The sequence below is a fragment of the Shewanella schlegeliana genome (assembly GCF_016765635.1).
In the GTDB taxonomy this organism is placed as follows: domain Bacteria; phylum Pseudomonadota; class Gammaproteobacteria; order Enterobacterales; family Shewanellaceae; genus Shewanella; species Shewanella schlegeliana.
On record NZ_JAESVD010000012.1, the window covers coordinates 48974 to 63115 of the forward strand.

A 14142-nucleotide genomic window follows, 5' to 3' on the forward strand; every position below is an offset into this window, starting at 1 on the left:
GGTGTTTAGCCTACCGCTAAACACCTTTTCATCGAGTTTCTAAAGCTGTTCAAACTACATATTGAAGTTTCTAATAGTCGTCGACAGTTCGTCGGTACTGCTTTCAACCTCTTGGTTTAGGGTATTGGTCACGGTGATCAAGTCATAGGACTCTGACACCTTACAGTTGACCATCTGCACATTGGTGTTGACCTCGTTACAGACATACACCTGCTCTTCGATGGCAACCGCAATCTGCTGATTACGCTCAACGATGCCCTCAATCAGTTCCTCTAGTTCATTTATCTTACTTAATGAAGTATTGATGATGCCAACGGTTTTGCTCGATTTGTCATTACCCACCTCAAGAGACTTAACCGCCACCTGACTATTGCTCTGGATCTGTTCGATCGCCGTCTGGATCTCTGTGGTCGCTACCTGAGTACGCTGAGCTAAGGTACGCACCTCATCAGACACCACCGCAAAACCACGCCCTGAATCCCCGGCTCTGGCAGCCTCAATCGCCGCGTTAAGCGCAAGCAGGTTAGTTTGCTCTGCAATACCGTTAATCACATCGATCACCGAGCTAATCTGCTGCGTCTGCTTATCGAGCGATACTACGGTGCTGGATATTGAAGCCAGTTCTTCGACCAGTTCCAACATCGATTTGTTAACTTGATTGATGCATTCCAAATTATCTGACATCGTCGTTTGGGTCTGCATCGTCGCTTCTGCTGTGCCCTGAGCATTTTGTGAAATCTCAGTCGATGCCGCCTGCATCTCATTGACGGCTGTGGCCACCATTTCAATCTCGGTTTTCTGGGTATTGAGATGCTCAGTCACTTTATGATTATTCTCTGTAGCCAGTTTTGCATTATCTAGCGTCTTGTCACAGGCCTCCATCACCGAAATATTAACACGGCCAATCAACGCCTTAACGTGCTGCCGGCGCATTTTCATCGCCAGTTCTATCTCGGAAAAATCATTGATTTTTCCGGTGTAGATCAACTCCATCAACGGGTTATTAAAGTCTTTTCGAGCCTCTTTAGCCAATCGTTCCAAAGGACGCGTTAACAGGTAACTAGTCAGAGTCGCCATAACGAAAAAGGATGCCAGTGCTATTGCGATATTTTGGCTAAACATAGCGACGGCGTATGAGAGTAGACCTGCGATACCATAACAAATAGCGCTACGCTGCCAGAGGCGAGTTCTCAACCCTATGCTCAGCTGAAAGGGTTTTTTATCGTTTGATAGTTGTTTATAGATGGCCTCTGCTCGGGTGACATGAATACGCTCAGGCTTAAAGCGAACCGACTGCAGCTCGATAATCTCACCATTGCTTTTTATCGGAGAGGCAAACGCATCGACCCAATAATATCCACCACCTTTACGGCGATTCTTTACCATGCCCATCCAATGGTTACCCGACTGAAGATGAGTCCATAAGTCTTTAAAGGCAGCCTTCGGCATGTCGGGATGCCTAACAACATTATGGGGCTGGCCGATGAGTTCGCCATCATCATATCCCGCCACTTCTGAGAAGTGAGGACTGGCATATTTGATGTGGCTCGATGGTGTCGTGATAGAGATTAGATTGTAATTGGCGGGATACTGGTACTCTTCGTCCATAATATAATCCTTTACGTAATGGCGTACAAAAACTTACCGTTCAGTGTAGTATCAATATTCACACTCCATCGAAATAATGACTGAATTTTTTTCAGTTGCTCTAAAGAGCAACTAGCTCACAAAGCCTTAAGGCACTAATTTAATAGCTATAAACAATCCTAAATGGGGATATAAGTTCTCCTAACTTATCAGACTATAACAAGCGCCAGGCCTCAACTCTGAGTAAAAAGCAGATACAAAAATGCCTTTCATAAGAAAGGCATTTAGGGTCAATCTATTTGAAATATCGATTTACAATTAATCGTTATCTGCTTCGATTTCACGAGCGATGTTTTGACCGTTAATCACCACACCTTCAACTTCGATGCGCTGCTGATTTAAGGTGTCGAAACGAATACCATCTTCATATTCGGTGTTCGCATCAACAATAACTGTCATGTTGCTAGCAATGCCTTTAATCACAAAGCTCTTTGCCGTTGCATCAGATGAAGTAACGTTACCTTCAACTTCAAACTCTTTCCAGTTACCAACATTATCGTTGCCTGTTGAGTTATCGTCATCGAATTCAACTTCGGTAGCCACTTGCTGTGTACCTTGCTTAACAGAGGTCACTTCAACTAATGCACCTTGTTTTAGATCAGCCTTAAAGCCGTCTTCAAACTTAGTTTGAGCATTAACAACAAAGCGGCCTTGGTAGTTAAGCTCGAAGGCTGTTTGCTGTGCATCAACCCAAGTAACGACGCCTTCAACTTCGGTGTCGTTGGCCAGATCGTTATAATCTTCAACTTCAACACTGGTCGCGTTAAACTCGCCATTACCTAGAGTGCCTTCAACTTCGACCCACTGACCATTTGCAAGTATTGCGTTGTCTTCAACTCTTGCAGCTGAATAATCAACGGTTAACGCAGCACCAAGCTTAAAGCTCATCGCATTATCATCTAAGCTAGATAGACGACCTTCCACTTCGTAATGGTTAACTAAATCATCATTTTCAAATTTAACTACAGACAATACTTTGTAGCCTGCATCAGCCGTAGGCAATGAAGACACCATCACCCAGTCACCCACTTCGATTTCGTTAGATAACTTGTAAGCTAAGGTCACACCATTTACATCGAAGGTGCCCGCTGCTAGATCAATAGCAGTGATTTTACCTGTGATTGTTGGCTCAAGATTAACCTGAACCGCAGCAGCTCTTTGCTGGCCACCGATCAGCACCATCATGTTAGGCTTCAAATCGTTAATATTTAGTTTAACGTCACCGTAAGAAACGCCAGCGACATCATAGTTATAGCCATTTACAACAACTTTATTTTGCGCAGTATTAACTGACTCAATAGTGCCTTTAACCGCCGTTGGAGCTGTAACTATGCCACCACCGTTACCGTTATCGCCGCCATTACCATTATCAGAACTGTCGCTTCCACCGCCACAAGCAGTTAAAATCAGAGCAAGTGTTGAAACTAAAGCTACTTTTTTCATCTAAATACCCTTATTTAAAGAGATGATTATCAAATTTAGCTGTATGTTAAAACTTGAACCGTGAAGCGATCGTGAAGAAAGATAAAATAATCTATGAAAGTTCTAATTGTTGATGACAGCCATAACCTTGCCGAAACAATCGCCGACTATTTAGAACTTGAGGGAATGGTGATCGATTGCGCCTATCATGGCGAAGCCGCGATAAACTTGGTATCTGAAAATAGTTACGACGTGATTATTATGGATATCATGATGCCTAAGATTGACGGCATCACCGCAGTGCGCAAGCTGCGTGAAGAGCTGTATTGCAACACGCCTATTTTGTTTTTAACCGCTAAAGATAGCCTCGATGATAAAGTAGCCGCCTTTAAGGCTGGTGGCGATGATTATCTACTCAAGCCCTTTGCCATGGAGGAGCTGAGCCTACGTCTGCATGCACTCAGTAATCGCGGCCCACGGCAAGATATCGGTACCTTGTCATTTGCCGACATAAACATTAACACCCAAACTAATATCGTCACCCGTGCAGGACAGTCTATTAAACTCAGTCGCACTCAACTAAAAATACTGAAGGTGTTAATAAAGCGTGCCCCCGGTGTTGTCAGCCGCCAAGATGTCTGCGATGCCGTCTGGGGTGATGAGTCGCCGCCGAGCGATGCCCTTCGTAGCCATATCTATGGCCTACGAACAGCCCTCGATAAGGGCTTCGAACAATCACGATTAGAGACAATACATGGACAAGGTTACCGCCTCAAAGCATAAGCATTTCCCAAGTATCTACCGCAAGATCCGTTGGAGCTTCGGTTTGATGACCTTTGCTATGTTCAGTCTATTTTGGTCGGTGATCTACATCGCCGAGAACCAAATTGAGATCATCAGCCTGCACCACTGGTTAGACACCGAGGCCTCACGCTACACTCGTGACTATCAAACCCATGGCGAGCACGCCAGGCTACCCAATGACAGCGAGTTCACCACCTATTGGAGTGAAAAGCCCATTCCTGATTGGCTAAAATCCTATCAGACTCCGGGTTTCTATGAGCACGAGCTAGGCACAGAAGATAAGCACATTATTGTTAAACCCCATCCTTCAGGTACAGGTTTAATGTATATCCTGTTTCAAGATGATGCCGATGACTATCTCGATATTTATGAGGCGCATCTGCATGATTACATATTAACCTTAGGCCTGCTTATCGGCCTATTTATGACGGTATATAGCCTCTATTTTATCCGAGCGCTGTCGAGACCGCTGACCATCATCGAGCGCAAGATAAGCCATATGTCACCCGACGACCCTCCCTTTGGTGTCGACACACAATTTGTCGAAACCCGCAATATAGAACAGACACTGTTAGATAGTCGAAACGATATCAACGGCTTCTTTCAACGTGAAAAGGAGTTCAGTCACTTTGCCTCCCATGAGCTGAGAACGCCTATCACAGTGATCAAAGGCTCTGCCGAGTTATTGGCAAAAATTCCCGACCAGCCCCCGCTAGCAGTCAACGCCGTGAAACGTCTGCAGCGAGCCAGCGACGAGATGCAGGTGCTCACCGAAACCTTTCTATTATTGGGTAAGGAGTCGATTAGCCAACGTTACTTCGCCGATGTCGATCTAGAGATCGCACTGCGCAAGCAGCTCAGCGAGATGAAGGAACTATTCGCTCGGCAAGATACCTGTTATCGCTTAGCGGTGGACGATGCCAAGCTGATACATGCGCCACAAAGCTTTATCGCCATCGTGCTCAACAATGTCATCAAGAACGCCTTCAGTTACAGTATCGGTGATATCGACATCGTGCTCACAGGGCATACGCTGACGATCACCAATCGTCATGAGGGTAATGAGACTTACAATGCTGGTTATGGTGTAGGCTTGGTTATCGTCGAGCGGATCTGCGAACGCATGGGGTGGGGTTATCATCCTCAAGATAACGGGGTTGAGTTTTGTACCACTTTGGTGTTTTCTGCCAAAGGGGAGTCCCTTTAAGTGTGATTTCATTTGCGTGAAACTAACGCAGGCTTTAAATCTACAGCGATGAACCTTTGGCTTCACCGCCATTTGACGCTATGTAACAACTTCCCGCATAAGTGGTTCCAATGGCCTGCGGCCAGTGTTCCGGTATGCGAATGTCGCTATCGCATCAATGCGAAGAAATATAGAACCTTGCAGATCGGCTTCTTTGGAAGCATCAAACCAACTTCCAGCTTCACGGGTTCCAATGGCCTGCGGCCAGCGTATGTGTAGACACTGCTGAAACACGCTGCCAGTACATCCCTGTAAGCTCTACGATGGCATCCATGCCATCAAAGGCTTCAGCCGTATCTACACCGAGTTAGAAAAGCGGAATAGTTTGGATCTGGAGTCACGCCTAAAGAACGAAGATTATTAATCTTGCTCTGACCCGATTATTTCCAACAAACCAACATTCTACTGTAAACAAAGTGAAATCCAGCATAAACCTTTAAAACATCACTTCACCGTCAACCATTTGAAATAAATGTATTTTTATGGTTTGATCTCATTAAATACCCCATATATCTATTTAAGTAAAAGATCATAATGAATATCTGTAAACGTTTTCAATGTGAAGCATGTACTATTCTAATTGATTGCCGAATTGGTATGTCTAACAGGGATATTCAACCATTTCAATTTGCTTGCCCGAAATGCGAAGAAATCATTTCGTTTACAATAGGAACCCTAGAAGATGACCTTACGGGGGCCGTTGATATACTGGACTTTAAAGGACCTTTTAATGGTGAGAACCCCTTCGTTGAACTTCATTTAGATTTTCCAGTTTCTTTTGGAGAGTATGCACAAGTTACAACGTTTATGAGGATTACCCATGAAATAGGGCAAGAAGCTTTTCATGACTTGAACTATAGGTTAACTCTTCTCAACAACCTTTATTCAAAGAAACGCGATCTGCAACGACTAATAACTCAATACAAAAGAGGAGATGTTGACGCTTTCGAACGCGCCTGCAAGAAACTTGATGGAGTAACTCTTGAGAGCCATAAGAAGCAAGATGTTTTAGCTGCTCTGTACTCTGCAACTTCGAATATGTCATCTCCGTTCACCATCTACGAACAAAATAAAGAGATGAGTACGGAAATGCCTGAAATTCTTCGATGGCTATATGTTCACCACCAAATAAAAACAAAAGAGTTCTTTAACAAAGTTATCGGCAACGACTTTATTAGAACGCTTCATCATGACTGTCTCAGCCTATATCCAAAAATTCTTGGTTTAGAGCTCCCGTTTAGACCAACGTTTTATCAAGACTACGCAAAAGTTGATGACACAAGTAAGACCCCAGCAAGAATATCAACCGCCGACTTCGACACTTGCTGTAATTTCTATAAAGACTTAGCAGAAGTCTACGCTCGCCAACTGACATTGGTCGCTGGCTTGAATAACTTAATTAAAAGAGGCGCCTACGACCTGTTTGATGACTCGATTAGGTTCAACAAAAAGCAAGAAAAAATCAAAGCGTTTGACTCAATTGATAATTACGCCAATATCGACTTGGGAAGAAAAGCTAGTGCAATCGATGACTCTTTCTTTCGATTTGATGAGTCCGCAATTGATAACAAAATTAGAAATGGAATTGCGCATTACAAGTATACGTACAAAGAGTCATCTCAATTAATCACTTTTTACCCTGCGCGTGAAGGTATGGAACGAAACACTTTTCATGAACTTTACTTTTCAGATTTCATGCGAAAATCCCTTTTACTATTCCGAGATGTGCACAACTTAAACCACATGATTAAGTCGGTTTTATTTTTCAATATCCTCATTTTGAAAAACGATGGATAACAACATAGTGTAAATCTGAAATCAGAGTAAATAAACTCTTCACAGCTTTTTGCTCTACTAAGCATAATCCCACTGCTATCAGTTTCCCCCAGCCCCTACAGAGAACACTAATTCCCCATCGGAGTTGCCGAAGTGCGTTGGAATAAATTGCGTGAACCCGACAGGGATGTCGGGTTAGCTTTCGCGGGGCAGGATGCCCCATCGGAAGCGTTAGCAATTTATCCATAAGCATGAGGATCAACAACTTCGTCGGGGGCGGCAGGGGAGATCCAAGAGGGGGTTGCTGTAGACCCCTTCTTGGCCGGGTGTGGGATGGAATCCCACGACTTTGGTCGGGCGCAGCCTGATGCATTACCAATGTGGAGCGAAGCACCACGACCCTTTATCAAACGAAGTTTGATTGCTAATAACAAGTCACCGTTTGTTACGTTAAGCAAACCAGCAAACTTTAGCTAAACTAAAACAAAGTAAGCAAAACAAAGGGAAAACTGGATTTCCCTATCCAAAGAACCCATTCATAAAACAAAAGGATTTGTTTATGCCCATCGCCTGTGTTGCCACCCGTGCCAGTCATGGTGTCCAAGCCCCAGCAGTCCAAGTCGAAGTCCACCTCAGCAACGGACTTCCAGCCTTCAACCTAGTCGGACTGCCTGAAGCCTCAGTCAAAGAGGCGAAAGAGCGGGTGAGAAGCGCGCTTATCAACGCAGGCTTCGAATTCCCCATGCGCCGTATCACAGTCAACCTCGCGCCTGCAGACTTACCCAAACAGGGAGGACGTTACGATCTGCCTATCGCAGTGGGGATCCTTGCGGCATCAAAGCAGATCCCGCTCAAGTCTATCGAACAACATGAGTTTGTCGGTGAACTGGCACTGTCGGGCCACATTCGCTACTGCCAAGGGCTTCTTCCTGTGATTGTCGAAGCCAGCAAGCAAAATAGCACCTTAGTCTTGCCGATAGAAAATCGTGAAGATGCCGAACTGGTCGGTTTCGAGAAAGTCTGCTTCGCCACCCATCTGCAATCGCTGGCGGCCTATCTGCATGGTCAGTCACAACTGCCAAGTATCGACCTAAACCTTGAATGGTTATCTCAGGAGCAAAGCCCGCAAGAGTCCTGCTTAAGCGAAGTCATAGGCCAATATCAGGCCAAACAAGCATTAGAGATCGCCGCGGCGGGCAATCACAACTTACTACTGCTTGGCCCGCCTGGCACCGGCAAAACCATGCTTGCCAGCCGAATGATGCAGCTGCTGCCTAAGTTAAATTATGACGAAGCGTTAGAGGTCGCCGCCATTCACTCTGTCTCGGGAAATAACATCAAACCCGAAAGTTTCTACCAACGCCCCTTCAGAAGCCCTCACCATACCTGCTCGGCGGTGTCACTGGTGGGTGGTGGCGCGCAACCTAAGCCCGGTGAGATCTCACTTGCACACCGAGGCGTGCTGTTTCTCGATGAGGTGGCCGAGTTTCCCAGAAAGGTACTCGACTGTTTACGCGAGCCAATGGAAACTGGCGAGGTCAGCATCTCGCGCGCGGCGGCAAAGCTTACCTTTGCCAGTCGTTTCCAGCTCATAGCGGCGATGAACCCTAGCCCTTGCGGCGATGCCGATAATGCCAGAGCCAGTAACGAACAGATCCAGCGCTACCTCAGTAAATTATCAGGCCCCTTTCTAGATCGCTTCGATCTCACCATAGATGTACCAAAACTACCAGTCGGTGCGCTCAATAACCAAAACACTCAAGCTGAAACCAGCGCGACTATCGCTAAACGCGTACAACAAGCACGCGAGACGCAAGTCGCTCGCTCCGGCGTGCTCAACAGTGAACTAACAGGAAAACAGCTCAAACAGGATGCCAAGTTTAGCGCCGATGATTTAGTTTTTTTGGAGCAGAGCGTACATCGACTCGGCTTGTCGGTGCGTAGCTACCATCGCCTACAGCGCGTTGCCCGCACCATTGCCGATCTGCATCAGCAGGAGTGCGTAAGCCGTGCCCATATCGCCCAAGCGCTAGGCTATCGCGCCATGGATCGACTGCTCACTTCGCTATCAAGGCAGTAATGTCAGATTGACTTAATTGCACAATGGAGGTCCCCGAACCTGCTCATACACTTAATATAGGCGCTTAAAGCATGGCTGACTTTGTCATATTTCTTAGAGGGTTGCGCATAAATAAGTAAATGAGATAGAGGTTAAAGCGACTCTCACGGTGGATTTAACTAAGATATAGTTAAAGTAAATATCTGTTACTCTTTAAACAAATAAGTTGAATCAAGCCTAAGATTCCAGTAAATTCCTCCCGCTTCGTTAACTCGATGATATTGAAGTAGCAAACATTTATTTACTTTGTTCATACCTAACCACCGCTTTATAGCATTCGCGACAACAAGAACAACCGTCACTACGCGATCTCCAACATGGTAATGATCTGTTTGCCCATCAACCCACTCAGCCAATCACAGGCTATTGGCTATCATCTCTTATTTAATTATTTCAAGTTGTTAATAAATCATAGCCATGCCTAGTAAATTCAAATATAACAGTCAATATGCGATAAAATCCCTTATTTTAGGCCTTTTTTTTATTGTATTACTGGCAATATCACTCGGCTTGAGCCATTACCTCGTCACTCAGCAGCTGACTGCAGTGGCAGTACAACTAGATGGTGAATATCAGCAGAGATTACTAGCTGCAAAAGCACAAATGAAAGAAGTGCAGGCGATGCTACAAGAAGAGCAAGAAACTCACTGCTCAGAAGAGACCATCAAGCTGCTCAAACAAAAATTATTTATGCAAAACACCCAACCTGTACCTTGGGTAAAGTTTAATGACGAAAATATTATCTGCTCGGCTATCGGTCGTTGGCCTGTCCCCCCTGGAGGCATACAATTAAACCGAGATATTGATGGTAACGGACTCGTTAAAGCAACTGATGCTCGTACCTTTAACAAACAAAAAACCATTTATGCGAGTACGACAGACAGCAGTGCAAAAATATTTGTGCCGGTACAATCTGCCGATGCTATCAACAAAATTCTAGCCGTTTGCCAAATGTGTGGTGGGCTTAGTATCAAGGTGAGTGGTCATGACTGGGTGAGTCGAAATGCACATATTCCACCGCTTTCCAGTATCAAATATCAAGCTAAAAACTCTAATTTTGAATACACCTTAATTGCTAATGAAAATGCAAAAACCCAACTTTGGCTTACCGTATTCTTACTGCTGCTCGTACCGAGCGCACTTTTGGGCTGTATACTGTACCTATTTCGTGAGCGATTGCAGAAGTTTTATTGGCATCGCCGTTTTGTGTCAGGATTAAAGAGAGAAGCTTTCTATCTCGCTTATCAACCCATTATCGATTCTGAAAATGAACAGATATTTGCCGTTGAAACCCTACTAAGATGGCGTAAAAAAAATGGAGAGTGCAGAGAAACCAGCAGCTATATCAAGATTCTGGAGCAAGACTCTGTAATGCCACAGCTGACAAAGTGGATGATTAAAACTGCGCTCAGTGAACTAAAGTCCTTGCTGAGAAGTAATCAGATAGCCAGATGCAGCATCAATGTCAGCGCGAAACAGATAGAGCAGCAAGATCTGCTGCCATATCTACAGCTATTAGCTAACAATGGTTATCCCGTGGACCAATTATGCTTCGAACTCACCGAACGTCAGCCTATCGAGTCTTTACAAGTTATCCGTGAATTTATCGCTGGCTGTAAGCAGTTAGGCTGTCGCATCAAGCTCGACGACATGGGCGTGGGTTACGGTGGCGGTTTGCTTATCCAGCAGTTAGAGTTCGACTGCCTAAAGATAAATAAAGCCTTTATCAAAATGATACTGAGCGAACAAAACCAACCATTTCTCATCCGCTCCTACATTGCGATTGCGAGGGAGATGAATATTAATCTCATCGCAGAGGGTGTTGAAACCCGTGAGCAGGCTCTATACCTACAAGAGTTAGGTATTCATCTGCATCAAGGCTGGCTCTATTCAAAAGCATTGCCAGCAACAGAACTCAGAACATACTTACTCAACAGTTAACACCTAAATCGACAACAAGCCCTAGCTTAATACTAATCTGTATAATGCTGGGGCTTGGCATTCATGAGTGAGAATAATTTAAAACAAGCTGTCACAGCTCGCGCTCATTCCCACTAACAACCTTTCTCAAAGCACCGACATCTCGAACCGTTAACCAGCAAAATTTAACATCTAAATCGACAACAAGCCCTAGCTTAATACTAATCTGTATAGTGCTGGCTTGGCATTCATGAGTGAGAATAATTTAAAACAAGATGTCACAGCCCTCACTTATGCTAACTAACAAACTTGCTCAAAGCCGCGATAACCCGATCCGTTAACCAGCAAAATTTAACATCTAAATCGACAACAAGCCCTAGCTTAATACTAATTTGTATAGTGCTGGGGCTTGGCATTCATGAGTGAGAATAATTTAAAACAAGCTGTCACAGCTCGCGCTCATTCCCACTAACAACCTTTCTCAAAGCACCGACATCCCGAACCGTTAACCAGCAAAATTTAACATCTAGATTGAGACAAGACCTGACAACGAGTACTATAGGTCTCCAATTTTTTTCTCGAGATTCTGGATGGGCGCGATGGTGTCACGTTTTAGAGGAAGCTTCGCCTTTTTCTGCTATTTTATTAACACGCTCTTTTGGGTCACTCCCATTTTAATTGTGAGTATTTTTAAGCTCATTCCTTTAGCAGTGACGCGTAAAGCCTGCACCTACTTTCTCGACTTTTGCGCCAGCGCTTGGATCAGTGTCAATGGCGCTGTCGAGAATACGCTACATCCAATAAAATTAACCGTTGAAGGGGACGCACAGCTGTCTACCAAAGAGTGGTATATGGTTATCGCTAACCACCAGTCTTGGGTAGATATTCTCATCTTGCAACGAGTTTTGAATCGCAAGATCCCCTTCTTAAAGTTTTTCTTGAAGCAGGAGCTGATCTTCGTTCCCGTTCTTGGACTAGCTTGGTGGGCACTGGACTTTCCCTTTATGCGCCGCTATAGCACGGCTCAGTTAAAAAGAAATCCTAAACTACGGGGCAAGGATATAGAGATCACTCGTAGAGCCTGCGCCAAATTTAAAAGCAAGCCTGTTAGCGTGATGAACTTTGTTGAGGGCACTCGTTTTCATCCGAGTAAACACAGTAAACAGAACTCACCTTTTAACCATCTACTTAAACCTAAGGCTGGCGGCATGGCCTTTGCGCTTTCGGCGATGGGTGAGCATATCAACAAATTAGTTAATATCTCTATCTACTACCCAGGTAAAGTCCCTAGCTATTGGGAATATATTAGCGGTCAAGTCGATGAGGTGCGAGTGCATATCGAGGTGAGTAATATTGGTGAGGAATTGCGCGGGGATTACATCAAAGACCGCCAATTCAAAATCCAATTCCAGCAAGAGCTAAACCTTATCTGGCAAGAGAAAGATCGCGTACTAGCCCAATTAGCACAAGCAGAAAACATCCAAGAAGAGGCATAAGAGCAAGATGTTGAATTTTTTACCTGGACCCGTCTTATATTTCTTAAGCACCCTGTTTTTGATCATTAATACTGTGGTATGGGCCTCGCTAATCAGCGTTGGCGGCATCATAAAACTGCTGCTGCCATTTACCGCCGCGCGTAACAGCTTAACCCATGTTATGAATCGCTTTATGTGGGCATGGGCAACCTGTAATGGTGGGATCTTATATCTACTCGCCGATATCGAATGGGACATTGAAGGGCTAGAAAACCTAGATAAGCGTAGCTGGTATCTACTGATCAGTAACCACCTCAGCGGATTTGATATTGCCGCGCAGACATACGTACTGCGCAACCATATTCCTATGCTTAAGTTCTTCCTCAAGAAAGAGCTACTCTATGTGCCCTTTTTAGGCTTAGGCTGCTGGTCACTGGATATGCCCTTTATGACCCGCACCAGCCCTGCAAAGCTAAAGAAGAACCCGAAGCTCAAGGGTAAAGACTTAGAAACTACTCGTCGTGCCTGTGAGAAGTTTCTTGATATGCCGACCTCGATCATTAACTACGTCGAAGGCAGTCGCTTCACAGAAGAGAAACGTATTCGCCAAGACTCGCCATATCGCTACCTATTGCGTCCTAAAGCCGGGGGTATCGCCTTTGCACTTTCCGCCATGGGAGAACAATTTACCAACCTACTCGACATCACCTTGGTTTATCCTGAAGCGATAAAAAAAGATGCTTTAGATGAGGTGATGCATGGCCGAATGAAGAAGATTGTGGTGCGTGTAAAGGTACTTCCCGTACCTAAAGTGGACAATAAGCGCTACTTTGCTGAAGCGGCCTACCGCGTCGAGTTCCAACGCTGGCTAAATGAGATCTGGGAACAGAAAGATGAAGAGATCCACCAGCTGATGCTTAAGCATAATGTGCCAAGTGAGCACCTCATCGAGAAGCCAAGCGCCTCAAAGCAGCAATAAAATAGCAAACCTCTTCTGAATAGGCATATCCACTTGCCTATTCAGCTCTTCTTTAAGCTTCAATATCTGACCCTCGTCAAATAAATCATACCCAACACAGATAGTTTAACTGCCTAACCAACACCAAAACTGCAGCCAATTTATCTAGACCAAAAACAATTGGCAAATCATCCTCTACAAGAGATGAGTTTTTCAATATAAAAAACCAAACCCTTTCCACAGAGCGTCAATATCTTGACTAGACATTTCCAACTCTAATCGATAGTTTTACCGCTTAAAATTTAACATAACAACAATAAGCGTATCAGAATGCATCCAAAATTTAAGCTAACTTGCAGCCTTTTCACAGCCCTCTTTATGCTGAGTATTACAGGCTGTGCAAACAAAGGTTTCACCTCAAGTAATCAACAACTCATTGAAATTAACAGCAGTGATATGGCCTATTACTGGGTAACCAAAGATACCCTCATCAGCTGGCAACAGATACTCCCCCAGTCAACTGTCGAGCAAGCGCAAGATAAAGCAAACTATAAGGTCTCCTTTGTGATTAACAACTCCGGAGAGATGCAGCTGGTCAGCATGGTAAACACCAGCGATGGTATTAAGATCCACGAAGATGAGCTGACAGGGTTAAGCGAGTATCAGTTTTATCCAACCACGCGAAACATTGGCCGCCAAGCGGTAATGATCAACACTATCATCACACTTTAACAATTGTCATAAAAAAGGCTCCATAAGGAGCCTTTAACATTCA

At 44.6% G+C, this 14142-nt stretch carries 10 protein-coding genes; 8 read left to right on the forward strand and 2 right to left on the reverse strand.

Features of this window, described 5'->3' with window-relative positions; translation table 11 throughout:
- Window positions 1-54 precede the first annotated feature (54 nt).
- Window positions 55-1608 carry a methyl-accepting chemotaxis protein gene (locus JMA39_RS17840; protein WP_202723233.1) on the reverse strand — a complete coding sequence of 518 codons (1554 nt, stop codon included), beginning with the start codon at window positions 1606-1608 and terminating at the stop codon, window positions 55-57.
- 297 nt (window positions 1609-1905) lie between these two features.
- Window positions 1906-3090 carry a DUF5666 domain-containing protein gene (locus JMA39_RS17845; RefSeq protein WP_202723234.1) on the reverse strand — a complete coding sequence of 395 codons (1185 nt, stop codon included), beginning with the start codon at window positions 3088-3090 and terminating at the stop codon, window positions 1906-1908.
- 93 nt (window positions 3091-3183) lie between these two features.
- Here JMA39_RS17845 and JMA39_RS17850 point away from each other — a divergent pair, with 93 nt between their 5' ends.
- From JMA39_RS17850 to JMA39_RS17885, 8 genes are all read left to right on the forward strand, one after another.
- Window positions 3184-3852, forward strand: coding sequence for a response regulator transcription factor (locus JMA39_RS17850; RefSeq protein ID WP_202723235.1), 669 nt, complete (start codon window positions 3184-3186; stop codon window positions 3850-3852).
- Window positions 3824-5080 carry a sensor histidine kinase gene (locus tag JMA39_RS17855; RefSeq protein ID WP_202723236.1) on the forward strand — a complete coding sequence of 419 codons (1257 nt, stop codon included), beginning with the start codon at window positions 3824-3826 and terminating at the stop codon, window positions 5078-5080. Before JMA39_RS17850 ends, JMA39_RS17855 begins: the two co-directional genes overlap by 29 nt.
- Window positions 5081-5653: 573 nt before the next feature.
- Complete coding sequence (locus tag JMA39_RS17860) at window positions 5654-6916, forward strand: hypothetical protein (RefSeq protein WP_202723237.1); 1263 nt, start codon at window positions 5654-5656, stop codon at window positions 6914-6916.
- A 538-nt stretch (window positions 6917-7454) separates the two neighbouring features.
- Window positions 7455-8975: a YifB family Mg chelatase-like AAA ATPase gene (locus tag JMA39_RS17865; RefSeq protein WP_202723238.1), complete on the forward strand. Its 1521-nt coding sequence runs from the start codon at window positions 7455-7457 to the stop codon at window positions 8973-8975.
- A 456-nt stretch (window positions 8976-9431) separates the two neighbouring features.
- Window positions 9432-10955 carry an EAL domain-containing protein gene (locus JMA39_RS17870; RefSeq protein WP_237732904.1) on the forward strand — a complete coding sequence of 508 codons (1524 nt, stop codon included), beginning with the start codon at window positions 9432-9434 and terminating at the stop codon, window positions 10953-10955.
- Between the two features lie 569 nt (window positions 10956-11524).
- Window positions 11525-12430, forward strand: coding sequence for an acyltransferase (locus JMA39_RS17875; RefSeq protein WP_202723239.1), 906 nt, complete (start codon window positions 11525-11527; stop codon window positions 12428-12430).
- A gap of 7 nt (window positions 12431-12437) precedes the next feature.
- A complete protein-coding gene (locus JMA39_RS17880; protein ID WP_202723240.1) occupies window positions 12438-13388 on the forward strand; it encodes an acyltransferase in 951 nt (316 codons plus the stop codon).
- Between the two features lie 309 nt (window positions 13389-13697).
- The gene (locus JMA39_RS17885; protein ID WP_202723241.1) at window positions 13698-14099 is read left to right on the forward strand and encodes a hypothetical protein; all 402 of its coding nucleotides are present in this window, start codon (window positions 13698-13700) and stop codon (window positions 14097-14099) included.
- Window positions 14100-14142 lie beyond the last annotated feature (43 nt).